Source organism: Gordonia sp. LMA167 (genome assembly GCF_058130025.1).
Genome location: NZ_CM176708.1, coordinates 3,967,584 through 3,986,217 on the forward strand (window position 1 = coordinate 3,967,584; position 18,634 = coordinate 3,986,217).

15 protein-coding genes are annotated in these 18,634 nt (G+C 66.9%); 10 read left to right on the forward strand and 5 right to left on the reverse strand.

The window, feature by feature from the left end:
• Positions 1-636: 636 nt before the first annotated feature.
• From ACVT6V_RS18055 to acnA, 4 genes are all read right to left on the reverse strand, one after another.
• Positions 637-2,190: an acyl-CoA synthetase gene (locus tag ACVT6V_RS18055; protein WP_489895130.1), complete on the reverse strand. Its 1,554-nt coding sequence runs from the start codon at positions 2,188-2,190 to the stop codon at positions 637-639.
• 124 nt (positions 2,191-2,314) lie between these two features.
• Positions 2,315-3,919: a GMC oxidoreductase gene (locus ACVT6V_RS18060; protein WP_489900872.1), complete on the reverse strand. Its 1,605-nt coding sequence runs from the start codon at positions 3,917-3,919 to the stop codon at positions 2,315-2,317.
• Between the two features lie 101 nt (positions 3,920-4,020).
• Positions 4,021-4,590, reverse strand: coding sequence for a TetR/AcrR family transcriptional regulator (locus ACVT6V_RS18065; protein WP_489895132.1), 570 nt, complete (start codon positions 4,588-4,590; stop codon positions 4,021-4,023).
• Between the two features lie 38 nt (positions 4,591-4,628).
• The gene (acnA, locus tag ACVT6V_RS18070) at positions 4,629-7,445 is read right to left on the reverse strand and encodes an aconitate hydratase AcnA (RefSeq protein WP_489895134.1); all 2,817 of its coding nucleotides are present in this window, start codon (positions 7,443-7,445) and stop codon (positions 4,629-4,631) included.
• A 395-nt stretch (positions 7,446-7,840) separates the two neighbouring features.
• On the opposite strand from acnA, the gene ACVT6V_RS18075 reads away from it, so the two are divergent.
• From ACVT6V_RS18075 to ACVT6V_RS18110, 8 genes are all read left to right on the forward strand, one after another.
• Positions 7,841-8,437, forward strand: a complete 597-nt coding sequence (locus tag ACVT6V_RS18075) for an Rv1476 family membrane protein (protein WP_489895136.1) — start codon at positions 7,841-7,843, stop codon at positions 8,435-8,437.
• A 487-nt stretch (positions 8,438-8,924) separates the two neighbouring features.
• Positions 8,925-10,421 (forward strand): NlpC/P60 family protein, encoded by a 1,497-nt coding sequence (locus tag ACVT6V_RS18080; protein ID WP_489900873.1) that lies wholly within the window; start codon positions 8,925-8,927, stop codon positions 10,419-10,421.
• 147 nt (positions 10,422-10,568) lie between these two features.
• Positions 10,569-11,777, forward strand: coding sequence for an AAA family ATPase (locus tag ACVT6V_RS18085; protein ID WP_489895137.1), 1,209 nt, complete (start codon positions 10,569-10,571; stop codon positions 11,775-11,777).
• Positions 11,764-12,702, forward strand: coding sequence for a DUF58 domain-containing protein (locus ACVT6V_RS18090; RefSeq protein WP_489895139.1), 939 nt, complete (start codon positions 11,764-11,766; stop codon positions 12,700-12,702). Before ACVT6V_RS18085 ends, ACVT6V_RS18090 begins: the two co-directional genes overlap by 14 nt.
• A 13-nt stretch (positions 12,703-12,715) precedes the next feature.
• Complete coding sequence (locus ACVT6V_RS18095; RefSeq protein WP_489900874.1) at positions 12,716-13,684, forward strand: VWA domain-containing protein; 969 nt, start codon at positions 12,716-12,718, stop codon at positions 13,682-13,684.
• A gap of 39 nt (positions 13,685-13,723) precedes the next feature.
• Entirely contained in the window at positions 13,724-14,455 is a 732-nt protein-coding gene (fabG1, locus tag ACVT6V_RS18100; RefSeq protein WP_489895141.1) for a 3-oxoacyl-ACP reductase FabG1, read from the forward strand.
• 47 nt (positions 14,456-14,502) lie between these two features.
• Entirely contained in the window at positions 14,503-15,336 is an 834-nt protein-coding gene (inhA, locus tag ACVT6V_RS18105) for an NADH-dependent enoyl-ACP reductase InhA (protein WP_489895143.1), read from the forward strand.
• On the forward strand, positions 15,336-16,400 hold the full coding sequence (locus ACVT6V_RS18110; protein WP_489895145.1) for a ferrochelatase: 1,065 nt from the start codon (positions 15,336-15,338) through the stop codon (positions 16,398-16,400). Before inhA ends, ACVT6V_RS18110 begins: the two co-directional genes overlap by 1 nt.
• 21 nt (positions 16,401-16,421) lie before the next feature.
• Here ACVT6V_RS18110 and ACVT6V_RS18115 read toward each other — a convergent pair whose 3' ends face one another.
• Positions 16,422-17,228: an Rv1486c family protein gene (locus tag ACVT6V_RS18115; RefSeq protein ID WP_489895147.1), complete on the reverse strand. Its 807-nt coding sequence runs from the start codon at positions 17,226-17,228 to the stop codon at positions 16,422-16,424.
• A 90-nt stretch (positions 17,229-17,318) separates the two neighbouring features.
• On the opposite strand from ACVT6V_RS18115, the gene ACVT6V_RS18120 reads away from it, so the two are divergent.
• Together ACVT6V_RS18120 and ACVT6V_RS18125 are read left to right on the forward strand one after the other, a co-directional pair.
• A complete protein-coding gene (locus ACVT6V_RS18120; RefSeq protein WP_489895149.1) occupies positions 17,319-18,155 on the forward strand; it encodes a DUF3097 domain-containing protein in 837 nt (278 codons plus the stop codon).
• A gap of 48 nt (positions 18,156-18,203) precedes the next feature.
• Positions 18,204-18,632 (forward strand): NfeD family protein, encoded by a 429-nt coding sequence (locus ACVT6V_RS18125; protein WP_489895151.1) that lies wholly within the window; start codon positions 18,204-18,206, stop codon positions 18,630-18,632.
• Positions 18,633-18,634: the final 2 nt, after the last annotated feature.

The following is an 18,634-nucleotide window of genomic DNA, read 5'->3' on the forward strand; positions in this document are numbered from 1 at the left end:
GCGTCACGAAGGGCGGCCCTTCGTGACGTTCCTCCGCTAGCGCTCCGGAACTCCTCAGGCATCGGGGAAGTCATTGCCGCCGCTGGGAAGTGAGCGTGGGGGCGTCGTCCGGGCGGCGGAGCGGCCGCCCGAGGGAGGCGTGCGTGGGAGCGTCGTCCTGGGTGTCGGAGCGGCCGCCCGAGGGAGGCGTGCGTGGGAGCGTCGTCCTGGGTGTCGGAGCGGCCGCCCGAGGGAGGCGTGCGTGGGAGCGTTATCCCGGGTGTCGGAGCGGCTGCCCGAAGGAGGCGTGCGTGGAGGCGTTATCCCGGTCCCTGAGGAGCCTCGCGAGGAACGAGCGATGCGTCACGAAGGGCGGCCCTTCGTGACGTTCCTCCGCTAGCGCTCCGGAACTCCTCAGGGATCGGGGGAAGTCATTGCCGCCGCTGGGAAGTGAGCGTGGGGGCGTCGTCCGGGCGGCGGAGCGGCCGTCCGAAGCAAGTGAGCGTGGGAGCGTCGTCCCGGTGTCCGAGCGGCTGCCCGAAGGAGGCGAGCGTGGGAGCAGCATCCCGGTCCCCGAGGAGCGAGCGTGCGAGGCTCATCCCGGTCCCTGAGGAGCGTGCGTGCGAGCGTCACGAAGGGTAATTCAGCGCGGGGCTTTCACGACTTCGCAGTCTCCGGCCAATAGCGCTTGCGCAGTTCGCCTTTCACGAGTTTTCCGGTGGGCGTGCGGGGTAGATCGTCGACGAAGTCCACGGAGCGGGGAGCCTTGTAGGCCGCGAGCGACTCCTTCGTGAACTCGATCAGTTCGTCGGCGAGTTCCGGCGACGGGGCGAACGCCGCGTCGAGTTGCACGCAGGCCTTCACCACTTCTCCTAGGTCATCGTGCGGCACACCGATCACGGCGACGTCGTACACGGCCGGATGGTTGATCAGGACGTTCTCCGCCTCCTGCGGGTAGATATTCACGCCGCCGGAGATGATCATGAACGCCTTGCGGTCGGTCAGGTAGAGGTAACCTTCGTCGTCGACATAGCCGACATCGCCTGTGGTCGACCAGTTCTCGTGCTTCGGATGCTGCGCTTTCCGGGTCTTCTCGGGGTCGTTGTGATAGTGGAATGCAGGTTCATCACGCTCGAAGTACACCTGACCGACCTCACCGGTGGGCAGCTCCGTGCCGTCCTCGTCGCAGACGTGCAACACGCCCAACAGGGGCTTGCCCACCGAGCCGGGATGATCGAGTGCCTCCTGCGGGCCGATGAAGGTCGCCCCGGCCGCCTCGGTGGACGCGTAGTACTCGTGGATGACCGGGCCCCACCACTTGATCATCGCCTGCTTGACCTCGACCGGGCATGGTGCGGCCGCGTGCACAGCGACCTTCATACTGCCGACGTCGTACTTGCCACGCACCTCTTCCGGCAACTTGAGCATCCGGATGAACATGGTCGGGACCCACTGGCTGTGGGTCGCGCGATACTTGTCGATCGTGGCCAGGGCGACTTCCGGATCGAATCGATCGAGGAACACCACCGTTCCGCCGACGGAATTCGTCACACCGCAATAGCGAAGGGGCGCAGCGTGATACAGCGGTGCGGGGGACAGGTAGACGGTGTCGGCATCGAAACCGTACATCGGCGCGAAGATCGCGGTGTAGGAGTCTGGGATCTCGTCGACCTGGCCCTGAGGCAGTGGCGTCTGGATGCCCTTGGGTCGACCGGTCGTGCCTGACGAGTACAGCATGTCGGTGCCGCGCGGCTGATCGGTGCGCTGGTCCGTCGAGGCGGCCGCGAGGACGGCCTCGTACGAGTCGAAACCCGCGATCTCTCCGGCCCAGGCCAAGCGCCGTCCGGGCTGGTTGAGTTCAGCGATCTCGTCGGTGTGCGAGACCGCCTCGGCAACTGTCGCGCCGGCGAAGACGACCTTGGCATTGCAGTCGCCCAGGATGTAGTTGGTCTCGGCCGCGGTCAGGTGGTGATTGATCGCGGTGACATACAGGCCACTGCGCAAGGCGGCCCAGTAGACCTCGAACATGTGCAGGTCGTTCTGCGAGATCATCGCGATCGTGTCGCCGGGCCGGAGCCCCAACGACTCCAGATGGTTGGCGAGGCGCCTCGAGTTGTCGTCGAGCTGCCGATAGGTCAGTTGCTCGCCGGTGGAGGCGCGGATGACAGCAGGCTTGTCCGGGGTGGATGCGGCGAAGACTCCGGGGAACAAGTGATACTCCTCTGACGAAGGGACGGCAACACCGTCGACGATCATTACCGAGCGATCGATCGGGTGTTGGGAATCACACTACACACACGTTTACGCCTTTTCGTGCACGCCTTGGCGAAATTGCTCACCGCCCGGCGAGGAACCTGTCCATGGTGCGTTCGGCGAGCGCGGTGATCGTCAACGAGGGGTTCACCAGACCGACCGCACCCGGCACGAACGACCCGTCGACGACGTAGAGATTGTCGTAGCCGAGGACGGCACCGTTCATCGACGCAGCCTGGCCCACGACGACACCGCCGAGCCCGTGATAGGTGCTGGCCGAGCCGAATCCAACGGCTCTCGCAGACAACGGGACGCCGTTGGCGGGACGGCCGAATCGTCGTTCGGTCCGTTCGTAGAAGCGGGTCACGAGCGCCGTGCTGCGCCGGTCGAGCACGCTGGAGCCCTCTGGGAACGGATAGTTCAGGTGGGCCGCGCGTGTCGCGTGGTCGTAGTCGATCGTGCCGCGCTCATCGGTGTGCGCCTGGATCAGGTGGGTGGTCAGTGCCTTACCGACCGGGGACGGCAGTGGGGTTGCCTGATAGACCATGGAGACCGGGCCGCCCGGCAGATCGTCCTCGTAGATTCGTGCGTACCCCGGACCGCCCTGGACGGCGCCGAAGTCATCCGACGGGTTCACCCGGATCGTCAGGAAATCGCCGTTGCTGCCGAAGCCGTTGCCGATCTGCGGCGACAGGTGGGGGAGGACGCCGAGCGCCCGGGCCCGGACGAGAAGGGCAGTCGTGTGGAACGAACCAGCGGCCATGAACAGGTGATCGGCCTCGGCGGTGACGACGCGAATCGTGCGGCCCGCGTCGTCGAGCACGCGCGCGGAAACGACGAATCCCGCTCGGCGAGAACGCAGCCGAATGTCGAAGACCTCGTGCATCGGCTTGACCGTGACGTTGCCGGTGCGTTCCGCGGCGGGGATGTAGGTGTGGTCGACCGACTTCTTGGCACCGCTGTTCACGCCGTACTGCAGATCTCCGATGGAGACGCCGGCACGCCGTTGTCCGCGCAGCTCGGCCCGGACCAGATCCCAATCGATCGCGAAGTCGAAGAAGTGCGGGGTGGCGCCGTAGCGGGCGATCGTGGTCAGCCACGAGCGGGCCCCGACATAGTTGGGGTGCGCGAGGATGTCGTCGGGCAACGGTGAGACGCCGAGCATCTTCTTGGCGCGCGGGTAATAGACCCGGGCGAGTTCGGGGTAGTCGGCGGCTCGGGGGAAGTTGCGTTCGAAGTCCTGCCGGCGCGGTTGCGGCGTGAACGAACCGAACACCAGCGATCCGCCACCGACGCCGGCGCCATGCACGGACTCCAGACCGTTGCCGATCACATGGTCGAGAACTCCGGGGTACGGCTCGACCGGCACCGCCGTGGCAGCGCTGGCTCCGGCTCCGCTTCCGAACCAGGCCGCGCGTTTGTCCGGAGTCAGGAATGTGGCAAACGTGTTGCCGTCGGGGCGGATGGGCCAACGCCGCCCACGTTCGAAGACAGTTGTGCGGATCCCCGCCTGTCCGAGGCGGAGGGCGGCGACGGCGCCCCCGAATCCGCTACCTATGACGATGGCGGTCTCGACCGGGGCGGCCGTCGAGCGCGCCGACACCGCTGCGAGCGCACCGAACGCACCGATGCCGGCGGCGCCTCTGATCAGCGCTCGGCGGGATATCGGTGTGGGTGCGTTCGGCACACCGTCCACAGCTGCAACCCTAGGCCCACGAGCTGATCCTCAGGTGCGAAAGCAGAGAACCGCGCTGGGTGTGCCGCCGGTGCATGGCCGCCGGAAGGTCCTCACCGCCCCTTCGACCGGACCGACGCCTCGACCAGGTCGAGCACCGCATGCAGATCGTCGGTCGGCTGGCCGGATGCCAATCGGGTGATCAGCCCGTCGAGCACCAGGTCGAGGTACTTCACGAGCACCTCGGTGGGGACGTCGTCGCGGAGCCGGCCGGCCTGACGGCCGCGTTCGAGCCGCCGGAGGGTGGCCGCCTCGACATCAGCGGAGTGGGACAGCCACGCGGCGCGGAACGAGACGTCGGTGCGCAGTTTGCGGGCGATCTCCAGCCGGGTGCCGAGCCAGTCGAAATCCTGGGGCCGCGCGAGCATGTCGCGCATGACCTGGACCAGACCCTGCTCGGCGGCGACATCGGCCATCCGCTCCGCATCTTCGCGCGCGAGGGCGAGGAACAAGGCTTCCTTGTCGCGGAAGTGGTGGAAGATCGCACCTCGGGAAAGTCCGGTCGACTCCTCGATACGTTTGACGGTCGCGCCGTCGTAGCCGTATTCGGCGAAGCAGTGCCGCGCGCCGTCGAGAATCTCTCGACGGCGCGCGGCCAGCCGGTCATCACTGACCTTGGGCACTTCTCGTGCTCCCTGTCTTGTTCAAGGACTGACGTTGATCAGCTCTTGATCATGTTGCGCAGCACGAACTGCAGGATTCCTCCATTGCGGTAGTAGTCGGCCTCGCCGGGCGTGTCGATCCGCACCTTGGCGTCGAACTCGATCGTCGAGCCGTCCTCCTTGGTCGCGGTGACGTGCACCGTCTGCGGGGTCGTACCGGCGTTGAGCTCCTCGATGCCGCTGATGTCGTACGTCTCGGTGCCGTCGAGGCCCAGCGACTTGTGCGACTCGCCCTCGGGGAACTGCAGCGGGATGACGCCCATACCGATCAGGTTCGAGCGGTGGATGCGCTCGAAGCTCTCGGTGATGACCGCCTTGACGCCCAGCAGGCTGGTGCCCTTGGCCGCCCAGTCGCGCGAGGACCCGGTGCCGTACTCCTTGCCGCCCAGAACGACCAGCGGGGTGCCCTGCGCCGCGTAGTTCTGCGCCGCGTCGTAGATGAACGACTGCGGGGCGCCGTCCTGGGTGAAGTCCCGGGTGTAGCCGCCGGTCACACCGTCGAGCAGCTGGTTCTGCAGACGGATGTTGCCGAAGGTCGACCGGATCATCACCTCGTGGTTGCCGCGGCGGGCGCCCAGCGAGTTGTAGTCCTTGCGCGCCACCCCATTCGCATCGAGATACTGCGCGGCCGGGGTGCCCGGCTTGATGGTCGAGGCGGGGGAGATGTGGTCGGTGGTGACCGAATCGCCCAGCTTCGCCAGCACGCGTGCGCCCTTGATGTCGGCCACCGGGGCCGGGTCCGCCTGCATGCCCTCGAAGTACGGAGGCTTGCGGACATAGGTGGACTCGTCATCCCACTCGAACGTCTTGCCCGAGGGGGTCGGCAGGTTCCGCCAGCGCTCGTCGCCCTTGAACACATCCGCGTAGTCGGACGCATACTGTTCGGCCGAGATCGACTCCGAGATCGTGGTCTGGATCTCCTCGTTGGTCGGCCAGATGTCCTTGAGGAACACATCGTTGCCGTCGGAGTCCTTGCCGAGCGGATCGGATTCGAAGTCGAAGTCCATCGTGCCGGCGAGCGCGTAGGCGATGACCAGCGGCGGCGACGCGAGGTAGTTCATCTTCACGTCGGGGTTGATACGACCCTCGAAGTTACGGTTACCCGAGAGCACCGCGGTGGCGGTCAGATCGTTGTCGTTGATCGCCTTGCTGATCTCCTCGGGCAGCGGGCCCGAGTTGCCGATGCAGGTGGTGCAGCCGTAGCCGACCAGGAAGAACCCGAGCTTCTCCAGATACGGCCAGAGGCCCGCCTTGTCGTAGTAGCCGGTGACGACCTGCGAACCCGGAGCCATCGAGGTCTTGACCCACGGCTTGGCGGTCAGGCCCTTCTCGACGGCCTTCTTGGCGAGTAGGCCGGCGCCGAGCATGACCGACGGGTTTGAGGTGTTGGTGCAGCTGGTGATCGACGCGATGGTGACGATGCCGTGGTCGAGGATCATGTCGCCGCGCTCGGCCGAGGAGACCTTGACCGGCTTGGACGGCCGACCCTCGGCGCCCGAGGCGGCGTTGTGGGCGGGCTCGTCATCGGCGAAGGACAACGTGGCCGCAGTGGCCGAGACCGAGGGCGCGTCGGAGGCCGGAAAGCTCTCCTCGTTCGCCTCGTCGACACCGTTGTGTTCCGGGGTGTTGCCCTCTTCGACGTAGTTGTGGATGTCCTTGCGGAAGGCGTTCTTCGCATCCCAGAGTTCGATGCGGTCCTGCGGCCGCTTCGGTCCGGCGATCGACGGTACGACCGTGGACAGGTCGAGCTCCATGTACTCGGAGTACTTCGCCTCGGTGGCGTCCTTCTCCAGCCACATGCCCTGTTCCTTGGCGTAGGCCTCGACGAGGTCCAGGGTTTCCTGGGAGCGACCGGTCAGCTTCAGGTAATTGACCGTCTCCTCGTCGATGGGGAACATCGCGCAGGTGGAGCCGAACTCGGGACTCATGTTGCCGATGGTGGCGCGGTTGGCGAGCGGGACCTCGGCGACACCGTTGCCGTAGAACTCGACGAACTTGCCGACCACACCGTGCTTGCGCAGCATCTCGGTGATGGTCAGGACCACGTCGGTGGCGGTGACGCCCGGCTTCGTGGCGCCGGTCAGCTTGAAGCCGACCACACGCGGGATGAGCATCGAGACCGGTTGACCCAGCATCGCGGCCTCGGCCTCGATACCGCCGACGCCCCAGCCCAGCACACCCAGGCCGTTCTCCATCGTGGTGTGCGAGTCGGTGCCGATGCAGGTGTCCGGGTAGGCCACACCGTCGCGGACCATGACCGACCGGGCCAGGTGCTCGATGTTGACCTGGTGCACGATGCCGGTGCCCGGCGGGACGACCCGGAAATCGTCGAAGGCGCCCTGGCCCCAGCGGAGGAACTTGTAGCGCTCCTCGTTGCGCTGATACTCGATCTCCACGTTGCGCTCGAAGGCCTGGGCGTTGCCGAAGGCCTCGATGATCACCGAGTGGTCGATGACCATCTCGGCCGGCGCCAGCGGGTTGACTTTGTCGGGATCGCCGCCGAGCTCCTTGACCGCGTCGCGCATGGTGGTGAGGTCCACGATGCAGGGCACGCCGGTGAAGTCCTGCATGATCACACGGGCTGGCGTGAACTGGATCTCGATGCTCGGGTCGGCACTCGGATCCCAGTTGGCGATGGCCTCGATGTGCTCTTTTGTGATGTTCGCGCCGTCTTCGGTGCGGAGCAGGTTCTCGGCCAGAACCTTCAGCGCGTACGGGAGTTTGTCGGTGCCCTCGACGGCGTTCAGGCGATAGATCTCGTACGAGTTGTCGCCCACTTCGAGGCTTCCGCGGGCGCCAAAGGAATCGATACTCACGTCTTGTCCACTCTCCTCAAGTGCCGGCGGGCTGCGCCGGCCTGCTTCTCCGACGGGCTGCGTCGGCTTCGTGCAGCATGCTCTCGCTGCGGTCATGTCACCGTCCGGGTGTCGATCAGCGCGGGAGCTGTACGCGGACCGGGAACGACACCGGCAATGTTAACAGTACGGACGTACTGTTAACAAGCGACGCTTACATCCGGCGTGTCGAACTCCGTGCACCATCCGGACCGGGATTCTCCGGACGTGTCCATTCTGTCGTACGGTGCTGCAGGAGGTTTGGCGAGCCGTTGCCGTCCGTGCGAATTTAATGCTCGCGAAACCTCGCCGGTGACGTCCCGACACGATCGGGTCCCGTACCGGAAGGATATGCGGATGGATGCGAGGATGACCACATGAGTCCCGGTGCGACGCCACAGCAGGTGCTGGCTCTGCCCGCCATAGGGGCGACGGCGCCGTCCGTCATCCCCGCGGACGTGGACATGCCGGCGATCCTGCACGACCTCCAGCAAGATGGCGTGTCGGCGCCGGCCGACCAGGTCGCCGGTCTGCAAGCCGTCGTGGCCGACGCCAAGGCCGACGGCTACGACGTGAGCTTTGTGGTGATGCCACGGGCCCTCAAGTTCGAGTACTACCGCGATATCGCGACCGAGCTGCAATCGGATGTAGGCGGCACGGTGATCGTTCTCGGTCCGAACTCGGTGGGTTCCTCGTCGCCGTATTTCAGTCGGGTGCAGCAGGAGGAGGCCACTGACCACCTCACGCTCACGAACCCGCCCCTCGCGGCGCGGCAGATGTGGGACCAGATGAGCGGACCGTCGTTGAACTGGACGGCCATCACTCTGGTCCTCATCGTGGTGGTCGTCGTCGGCGCCGCGATCGCGCGCGTGCGCTCCCGGCGTCGCACGCGCACGGACCTCGCCGAAGGTGGCGGTGACCTGGCAACACCGCACGCCGCCGGGACGACCGACCTCTCCCGCGATCTGCCGTAGTCGGGGCCGTCGCCCCAGGTGCCGCGCGGTCGCCGCGGTAGCCCTCACGCATCCCCGCGCGGTGAATTCTCGCCATTCGCCGATCGTGCGCGATCGGTCTCTCTCAGGGGCCTGATGGGCGCTGCTACACCTCGTCGCCGCATGAGCGGCCCGTGCCACGCCCGCCGCCGGCGTTTCGTTGCTAATTCGAGACCTAGGTGGTCGGTGCGACTTTTGGCCAGTTCACAGTGTTTTCCCTGGTAATCACGCCAATGTAATTCGTGACGATTGTTTTCCGATGTGTCCGATGTGACGTACGGTTCTGTTGTCACGTGTGGTGTCCGAGTGATGGTGGGCACCGCATGTGGTGCATGGTGCGTGACACGGAAGTCGGGATCGGGGCAGGCATCGATGTCGCAGCGATGCGGGTGTGCCGGGGCATACCGCGAACGACAAGGGAGATCTTGTGAACCGAGGTAACGCCGGTGTGGCGGGTGGGGGACCACCGGTGCCCAGCGCGGGACGAAAGTCACCGCTGGTGCGCCTGTGTGTGCTCATCGTCATCGTCCTGCTCGGAGCGATCGGCGCGGGCCAGGCGCAGGCGGCGCCGGGGAGCGGGTCGAAGTCCACGGCCTCCACGTTGATCAACCAGATCGCCAAGGCGAATCAGAATCTCGCTGACCTCGACAACGCTGTCGCGGTGCGGCAGGAGAACGTCAACCGCGCGCTCGTGGACTACCAGAATTCGGTGGCTGCGCAGCAACTGGCCACGGTCGCGGCGACGTCGGCGAAGCGTTCGCTGGCCGACGCCGGCCGCAAGGTGGCCGAGGCGCAGAAATCGTTCGACCGATTCGCGCGCGACGTGTACCGCCAGGGCAGCGCACAAGGGTCGATGTCGGAGTACGTGTCATCGGACAACCCCGGCGCCGTGCTCGACCGGATCACGGTCCTGGACCGGCTCGGCAAGCAGCAGCGCGACACGATCGAGCGTCTGCAGGTGGCGCGCAACCAGCAGGCGAACCGCGTCGCCGCGGTCGAGGCCACTGCCCGTCAGGCGCGGTTCGCGACCCGCAGCGCCGCCACCCGTAAAGACGACGCACTCGCCGCTGTCGCCGCCGCGCGCTCGGCCGCAGCGTCCGAACAGCAGCGTCGCGCCTTGTTGATCAGCAAGAGGGACAAGGTCCAGGCCTCGCTCGACAAGATTCGCGGCGTGGTCCCGAAGCGAGAGGCCGACGGCCCCACGGCCGGCGACCTCCTGCAGAACCTGTTCCCGGACTCTCCCGCCAGCCCGACGCCGCCCGGCGCCCCGGCGACACCGGTGGCCGATGGTGACAACCAGGCGCTGGCCGTTGCCGCCGAGGCCGCGGCCAAGCTCGCCCTCGATGTCGGGCAGAAAGTGCTCGCAGGTCTCGTGGGGCGTCAGCAGGTGCCGCATTCTCAGCTGCTCGACGAACTCGGTGTCGGCGGATCGGACATGACCGGTAGCGGACCGGACTCGTTGAGTTCGACGCTGAGCACCGGCAGCCTCGGCTCCCTGTTCGGCAGTTCGTCCGGAGGTGGCATGGTCCGGCCGGGTCTGCGTGGACCGCAGGCCGTCGAGATCGTGGTGAACCGCGCCCTGTCGCAGCTCAACGTGCCCTACGCGTGGGGTGGTGGTGACGCCAACGGGCCGACCCGCGGAATCCGCGACGGCGGCGTGGCCGACAGCTACGGCGACTACAACAAGATCGGCTTCGACTGCTCCGGGCTGATGATCTATGCCTTCGCCGGGGTCGGCATCGACCTGCCGCACTACACCGGCTATCAGTACACGTCCGGCCCGCAGTATCCGTTGTCGCAGATGAAACGGGGCGACATGATCTTCTTCGGTCCGAACGCCAGCCAGCACGTGGCGCTGTATCTGGGCGACAACAAGATGGTCGAGGCGCCGGAATCGGGCAGCGTCGTCAAGGTGTCGCCCCTGCGAACCGCGGGCGCGATGCCCAACGTGGTGCGCCTGCTCTGAGTCGCCGTCGACCGATCCTGGGTCGACAGGTGCCTGAGCCGCCCACGCGACCCTTCTTGGCCGCTTTTCAGACAACGCGACTACGCTGGCAGCGACAGGCCGCCCCCACAGCGCTGCGCTGCACGTAGGTAGAACAGGAGCAACCGGTTGACCTCTTCGCATCCCCCGGCCGAATCCGCGGGCGGAGCCGGCCCCGACGGAACGGTCGCGTTGTCCGACAGCGACGTCAAGCTGCTCGAGCGGGCGATCTACGAGGTGAAACGGGTCATCGTCGGGCAGGACCAACTCGTCGAGCGCATCCTCGTCGGCTTGCTCGCGCGCGGCCACATCCTCCTCGAAGGCGTGCCGGGCGTCGCCAAGACCCTCGCCGTGGAGACCTTCGCCACTGTCGTCGGCGGATCCTTCTCGCGTGTCCAGTTCACCCCTGACCTGGTCCCGACCGACCTGATCGGTACGCGTATCTATCGGCAGGGCCGGGAGGAGTTCGACACCGAACTCGGTCCGGTGGTGGCCAACTTCCTGCTCGCCGACGAGATCAACCGCGCTCCGGCGAAGGTGCAGTCGGCGCTTCTGGAGGTGATGGCCGAGCGGCACGTGTCGATCGGCGGCACCACCTATCCGATGCCGGATCCGTTCCTGGTCATGGCAACCCAGAACCCGATCGAGAACGAGGGTGTCTACCCGCTGCCGGAGGCCCAGCGCGACCGCTTCCTGTTCAAGGTCCTCGTCGACTACCCGACGGTGGAGGAAGAGCGCGAGATCGTCTATCGCATGGGCAACGTGCCGCCGACGGCCTCGCAGGTCCTCGATCCGGAGACGATGATCCGGCTACAACAGACCGCAGCCAACGTCTTCGTCCACCACGCGCTCGTCGACTACGTCGTCCGCGTCATCAACGCCACCCGTCGGCCGGCCGAACTCGGGTTGACCGACGTCTCCGCGTGGCTGTCCTACGGTGCGTCCCCACGCGCCACCCTCGGCATCGTGGCGGCGGCCCGGGCGTTGGCGCTCGTGCGCGGACGTGACTACGTGGTGCCGCAGGACGTGGTGGAGATCGTGCCCGACGTGCTGCGCCACCGACTGGTGCTCAGCTACGACGCCCTCGCCGACGAGGTCGACGCCGACCAGGTGATCACCCGAGTGCTGCAGACGGTAGGGCTGCCACAGGTCGGTGCGCAGCCGGTGTCGCCCAATGGTTTTCCGGGGACGCCTGGCCAACCCGGCTCGAATCAGCAGGGGCCGCAACAGTATCCGGGCCAGACCAACGGCGCGGGGGTGAACCGGCCTGCGGTGAACCAGTCTGCAGTGAACCAGTCTGGGGCGACCCAGTCGACGCCACGGTATGCCGGCCAATAGCGACCTGCCGTCGCTGGGCGCCGGGCTCCTGTCCGAACCTCAGCTCTCGGCGGCCCTCAAGACTCTGGAACTGACCGTGCGGCGCAAGCTGGACGGCGTGCTGCAGGGCGAGCATCTCGGGCTCATCCCGGGCCCGGGTTCCGAGCCCGGTGAGGCCCGCGCCTACCAGCCCGGCGACGACATCCGGCGGATGGAATGGTCGGTGACCGCGCGGACCACTCAACCGCATGTCCGGCAGATGATCGCCGACCGCGAACTCGAGACCTGGTTGGTCGTCGACGCCTCGGCCAGCCTCGATTTCGGTACGGTGAACTGCACCAAGCGTGAACTGGCAGTCGCCGCCGCCGCTGCCCTGGTGCACCTCACCTCCGGCGGAGGCAACCGGCACGGTGCGATCGTCGTGACCGGTGATCAGTTGGTCCGAATCCCGGCCCGCAGCGGCCGTGCCCATGCCCAGAATCTGCTCAAGGCGATCGCCACCACAACCCGCGCCTCGACCGGGGTGCGCGGGGACCTGCATGCCGGTATCGAGGCGTTGCGCCGACCGCAGCGCCGTCGCGGACTCGCCGTGGTCATCAGCGACTTCCTGGGACCGATCGACTGGGAGCGGTCCCTTCGCGCGATCGGCGCCCACCACGAACTGCTCGCGGTCGAGGTCCTGGACCCGCGCGACCTGGTACTCCCGGACGTCGGCGAGGTCACGCTGGCCGACGCGGAATCCGGCGAGATCCGCGATATCACCATCACTCCGACGATCCGGCGGGACTTCGCGTCCGCTGCGCGTGCGCATCAGCAGAAGGTGCATCGCACCGTCCGCAGTTGTGGGGGACCGGTGCTGAGTCTGTCCACCGACCGCGACTGGATCACCGACACCGTCAAGTTCGTCGCGCAACGTCGACGCGGCCTGGCAGCCGGGGTCGGGTGACGCGCAGGTGTCGATCCTGGCGAGCCCCTGGTGGCTCCTGCTGCTCCTGGTCGTGGCCGGATTGGCGGCCGCGTACATCTACGTGCAACGGTTGCGGCGCAAACGTGCGCTGAGATTCGCCAACCTGGACCTGCTGAACCGTGTGGCGCCGCAGCAACACAACAGATGGCGCCACGTACCCATCGCCCTGCTGCTGGTTGCCCTGACGCTGCTCGTGGTTGCGATGGCCGCGCCGCAGGCGGATCGCCGGGTGCCGCGGAACAAGGCGACCGTGATCCTCGTCATGGACGTGTCGCGGTCCATGAACGCGACCGACGTCTCGCCGTCGCGGATCCGGGCAGCGCAGGACGCCGCCCGGAAGTTCGCCGACGAACTGACCGACGGCATCAACCTGGGGTTGATCTCCTATGCGGGGACCGCGTCGACCCTCGTCTCGCCGACGCCGGACCACAACGCGACCAAGGAAGCGGTCGACAAACTACGGCTCGACGACAAGACCGCGACCGGTGAGGGCATCTTCGCGGCGATTCAGCAGATCAAGACCCTCAACGCGGTCCTCGGGGGAGATGAGGCGGCGCCACCTGCGCGGATCGTGCTGCTGTCGGATGGCAAGGAGACCGTGCCCGACGACCCGGACGATCCACGCGGGGCGTTCACCGCGGCCCGCAAGGCCAAGGAGGAGAAGATCCCGATCTCCACGATCTCCTTCGGGACCATGAACGGCACCGTCGATCTCGAGGGCGATCAGGTCCCCGTACCGGTCGACGACGATTCGCTGCGCAAGATCGCCAATCTCAGTGGTGGACAGTTCTTCACGGCGGCCAGCCTCGACGAGCTCAACAAGGTCTACGAGACGCTGCAACAGCAGATCGGGTACGAAAAACGCCGGGGTGACAATTCCCGCCCATGGCTCATCGCCGGTACCGTGTTAGCGCTGCTCTCGGCATTCGCCGCATTGGCGATCAATCGTCGACTGCCCTGAGCGCAAACACACCGAAACGAACGGATAAGTTTGACCACCATGGCAGACAGCAACGAAGCTCAGCAGGTCTCGCGCTCGGTATTGGTGACCGGCGGCAATCGCGGGATCGGACTCGCGGTCGCCCGCCGCCTGGCATCGGACGGCCACAAGGTCGCGGTCACCCACCGTGGTTCGGGTGCGCCCGACGGCTTGTTCGGTGTGCAGTGCGATGTCACCGACAACGAGTCGGTGGAGAGGGCGTTCGACGAGGTGGCCGAGCACCAGGGCCCCGTCGAGGTGCTCGTCGCCAACGCCGGTATCACCGACAACATGCTGCTGATGCGTCTGTCCGAAGAGTCCTTCGAGAAGGTGATCGACGCGAACCTGACCGGAGCTTTCCGCTGTGCAAAGCGGGCGACCAAGGGCATGCAGCGCGCCAAGTGGGGACGGATGATCTTCCTCGGGTCGGTCGTCGCGATGTCGGGCATTCCGGGACAGGTCAACTACGCGGCGTCCAAGGCCGGTCTGATCGGCATGGCGCGCTCGATCGCCCGCGAGGTCGGATCCCGCAACATCACCGCCAACGTGGTGGCGCCGGGATTCATCGAAACGGACATGACCGCCGCCATGGAGGATCGCTACGTCGACATGGCGAAGCAGGCGATCCCGCTCGGACGGGTCGGGCAACCCGAGGACGTCGCCGCCGCCATCAGCTTCCTCGCCTCTGACCAGGGCAACTACATCACCGGCGCGGTGATCCCCGTCGACGGTGGCATGGGCATGGGCAACTGATCCGCTGATCCGTTCAATCGACGACATCCGAGCTTGAGGAGCTGACCGTGACCGGAATTCTCGACGGCAAGACCATTCTCATCACCGGCATCATCACCGATGCATCCATCGCGTTCCACGCGGCCGCCATGGCACAGCAGCAGGGTGCCAAGGTGATCATCACCGGTATCCCCGAGCGGCTTCGGCTGATCGACCGGATCGCCAAGCGTTTGCCGCAGGAGGTGCCGCCGGCCATCGGCCTCGACATCACCAGCGAGGACGACCTGAACGCGTTGGCCGGCAAGATCAAAGAACTGGCACCCGAGGGTGTGGACGGCGTGATGCACTCGATCGCATTTGCTCCGCGCACCCTGATGGGGCCGGATGCCGTGCCATTCCTGGAAGGGCCGGGTCCCGACGCCGCCAAGGCTTTCGAGATCTCCGCATGGAGTTATGCGTCGCTGGCCCGTGCGGTGCTCCCCGCGATGAACGAGGGGGGCTCGATCGTCGGCATGGACTTCGATCCGCGGACCGCGATGCCGTACTACAACTGGATGGGGGTCGCCAAGGCCGCACTGGAATCGGTCAACCGCTACGTGGCACGCGAGGTCGGCAACGCCAAGAACATCCGATCGAATCTCGTTGCGGCCGGACCGATCAAGACGCTGGCCGCCAAGGCGATCGCCGGCACCGCGACCGACGACGCCAAGCAGCTGAACATGCTCAACGAGTACTGGGACGGTGCCTCGCCGATCGGCTGGGACGTCGACGACCCGACGGTGGTCGCGAAGTCGGTGTGCGCGTTGCTCTCCGACTGGCTGCCCGGCACCACCGGCTCGATCGTCTACGTCGACGGCGGGGCGAGCCACAACACGTGGTTCCCGGAGAACTTCGCCGGGTAGTGGACGCCGTTGCCGAGCGCTTCGACGCCGTACTGTTCCTGAGCTTCGGCGGGCCGGACGGCCCCGACGACGTGATGCCGTTCCTGGAGAACGTCACCCGGGGTCGTGGCGTCCCGCGGGAGCGTCTGGAGGCCGTCGCCGAGCACTATCTGCATTTCGGTGGGGTGTCGCCGATCAATCGGCTCAATCTCGAGATGATCGGCGCCATCCGGTCGGCACTCTCGGCGCGCGGTCAACAGTTGCCGGTCTACTTCGGAAACCGGAACTGGCATCCGATGGTCGAGGACACCGTCGCCGAGATGTTCCGCGACGGGCATCGGCGGGTGTTGGTCTTCCCGACCTCGGCGTGGGGCGGCTATTCCGGATGCCGCCAGTATCACGAGGACATTGCGCGCGCCCTGACCGCACTCGCGCGCACCGAGCCCGACAGCGCGTCGGATCCGATGCTGCTGCGCAAACTTCCGCAGTACTGGGATCACCCGGCGATGGTCGCGGCCGGCGCCGATGCGGTGCGGCGTGCTGTGGCGCAGCTGCCCCCGAACGGCGGTGAGCCACGCCTGGTGTTCACCGCGCACTCGATCCCGACATCGGCAGACCGGGCGTCCGGCCCGGCTGCCGACGGTGGGGGTCTGTACTCACGCCAGGTCGCCGCGGCCTCGGCGGCGGTGGCCGCAGCGGCCGGATTCCGCGACTTCGATCAGGTCTGGCAGTCCCGATCGGGCCCCCCGCAGGTGCCGTGGTTGGAACCAGACATCTGTGATCACCTCGAAACGATTGCTGCCCAAGGTGTTCAGCAGGTCATCGCGTGTCCTGTCGGGTTCGTCTCCGATCACCTCGAAGTGGTCTGGGATCTGGACAACGAGGCGGCAGAGGTCGCCGAGCGGCTCGGTATCGGCTACGTGCGCGCCGCCACCGTCGGCGACGACCCCCGATTCATCGAGATGATCGCGGATCTCGTCGAGGCCTATGTCGGCGGCGACGGGAAGACCGCCGCGATGGGGTGCGGGGACAATGGGCGGATCTGCCGCACCGACTGCTGCGTACCCGCCCGACGACCCACCTGATCCGGCGTCTCGGCGGCCCGATCAGCGGTCGACCGGGAGGTACTCGCGGATCACCTGATTGACCGCGGCCGCCCGCGCGCCCCGCGCGAGCGCCGTGAGGCGTCGAAGGCGGGAATCTCCTGTCTCCACGTGGACCGCGGTCACGCCGAATGTGAGGGTCTGTGCGACGGCGAGGTCGACGATCGCCTCGACACGTGCGGCGGAATCGAGCACGCGGGTCGCCCGGTCGTCGTCGTGCGGTGGGAGCGTCACATGGTGTCGAGCGGTCAGGGTGTTCAGTGTGACGCGCAACTCCTTCGGACTGCCGCGTACCGCGCCGCTGCCGAGGCCTCCGATGATATCGGCGGTTTCCCGAACCGCTTCGCGCAGATCGTATTCCACCTGACCAAGTGGTTGCGGGGGTATGGTTTGGACCGGTTGCCGATAGCGTCGGGCGGTCCACCGGCAGGTCTGGTCGGCGAACTCCGGGATGAGACCGATGGTGGTGTCATCCGATCGATCATGGACCAAGACGATCTCGGCGGCAGCGAGTGCTGCCGTCGTCGCCGGGTCCGGCGGCAGGCCCTGCGGGTCCCCGGGGGTCGGCAGGCGAACCTCGATCCGCCCACCACGACGGAGAAGTGCCAGCAGGGCCAGTCGGGCGTTGTCACCGGAACCGTCGAGCAGGTCGTCGGCGTCGATGACGGTGTGACGGCCGGCGAACTCGTCGAGGGTGTCGGTGACATCGTCCGGCGCGCAGCGTCCGCCGAGCCACGCGGCAGCCCAGGCGCCCAGCGCGCAGCCCGGCCACGCGGGTGGGCCGGAGACGATGTGATCGGTGCTGGTCATAGGTTTTCCACGATAGGCGACCCGGTGGGATCCGGGTAACCCGGCGTGGCTCTGCGCCGTTCGGGCGCCGAGGTCTTACGGTAGGTCTCCGTGAGCGATGACCGTTACGGACGAGACGTGCTGGCCAACCCGCGCCGTGCGAAGCCGAGAGCGCCCGAGGTGGCTGCCGAGCGCGATCTCGTCGTCGAGGACGCCGCCAGCGGATTCTGCGGTGCTGTCGTGGGACTCGAGAAGAGCTATTCCGGTGATCTGGTCCGGCTCGAGGACCGTCGCGGTACGACTCGGGTGTTCTTGATGCATCCGGCCGCCTTCCTGATCGATGGTAGGCCCGTCACCCTGGTGCGACCACGCACCCGCGACCGCGGTCCTGCGGTGGCCGCGACGACGGCCTCCGGGTCCCGCGTCGCCCCGACCTCACGAGCGCGGACGGCACGGGCCAGTCGGATCTTCGTCGAGGGGGTGCACGACGCGACCTTCCTCGAACGGGTGTGGGGTGCTGACCTGCGGGCCGAGGGTGTGGTGGTGGAGAGTTTGGACGGCCTGGACAATCTCGCCGCGACGCTCGAGGAGTTCGGCCCCGCCGCACATCGGCGCGCCGGTGTACTGGTCGATCATCTGGTGGCGGGCTCGAAGGAGATGCGGCTGACCGCGGAGGTGGGCGAGCACGTCCTGGTCTGCGGCCATCCCTACATCGACGTCTGGGAGGCGGTGAAACCGTCGTCGGTGGGGATCCGGGCCTGGCCGACGATTCCGCGCGGAACCGATTGGAAGACCGGCGTGTGCCGTGAATTGCGTTGGGGGACGCCGCGAGACGGTTGGCGTCGGGTGCTGTCCGGGGTGCGGGACTATCGTGACCTCGAAGTGGATCTGCTGCGGTCGGTGGAGGAACTCATCGACTTCGTGACCGCCGCGGCCGGCGATCGCTGAGAACGTCGGGCCCACGGTCCGAATGGTGATTTCTGGCACACTGGAGTCATGACCGCATTGGTGTGGTTGGTGGCCGCCATTCTGTTGGTGATCGCCGAGATGTTCGTCGGCGATCTGACCCTCCTCATGCTCGGCGGAGGAGCGTTGGCGGCTGCGGGTGTCGACTTCGCGCTGGAACCGCCCCTCTGGGTGGACGCCGTGGTGTTCGCGGTCGTCTCGGTGTTGCTGGTGGGGGTGGTGCGGCCGGTTGCGCGACGGCACATGCTCAATCGACCCACGGTGCTGACCAACACCGAGGCGCTCGAGGGTCGTCATGCCACAGTCACCGAACGTGTCGACGAGCACGACGGACGCGTGAAGATCGGCGGTGACGTGTGGTCGGCCCGCACGCTCAATCCCGGCGAGGTCATCGAACCGGGTATCGAGGTGACCGTGGTGGAGATCGATGGCGCCACCGCGGTCGTATGGAAGGGATGACG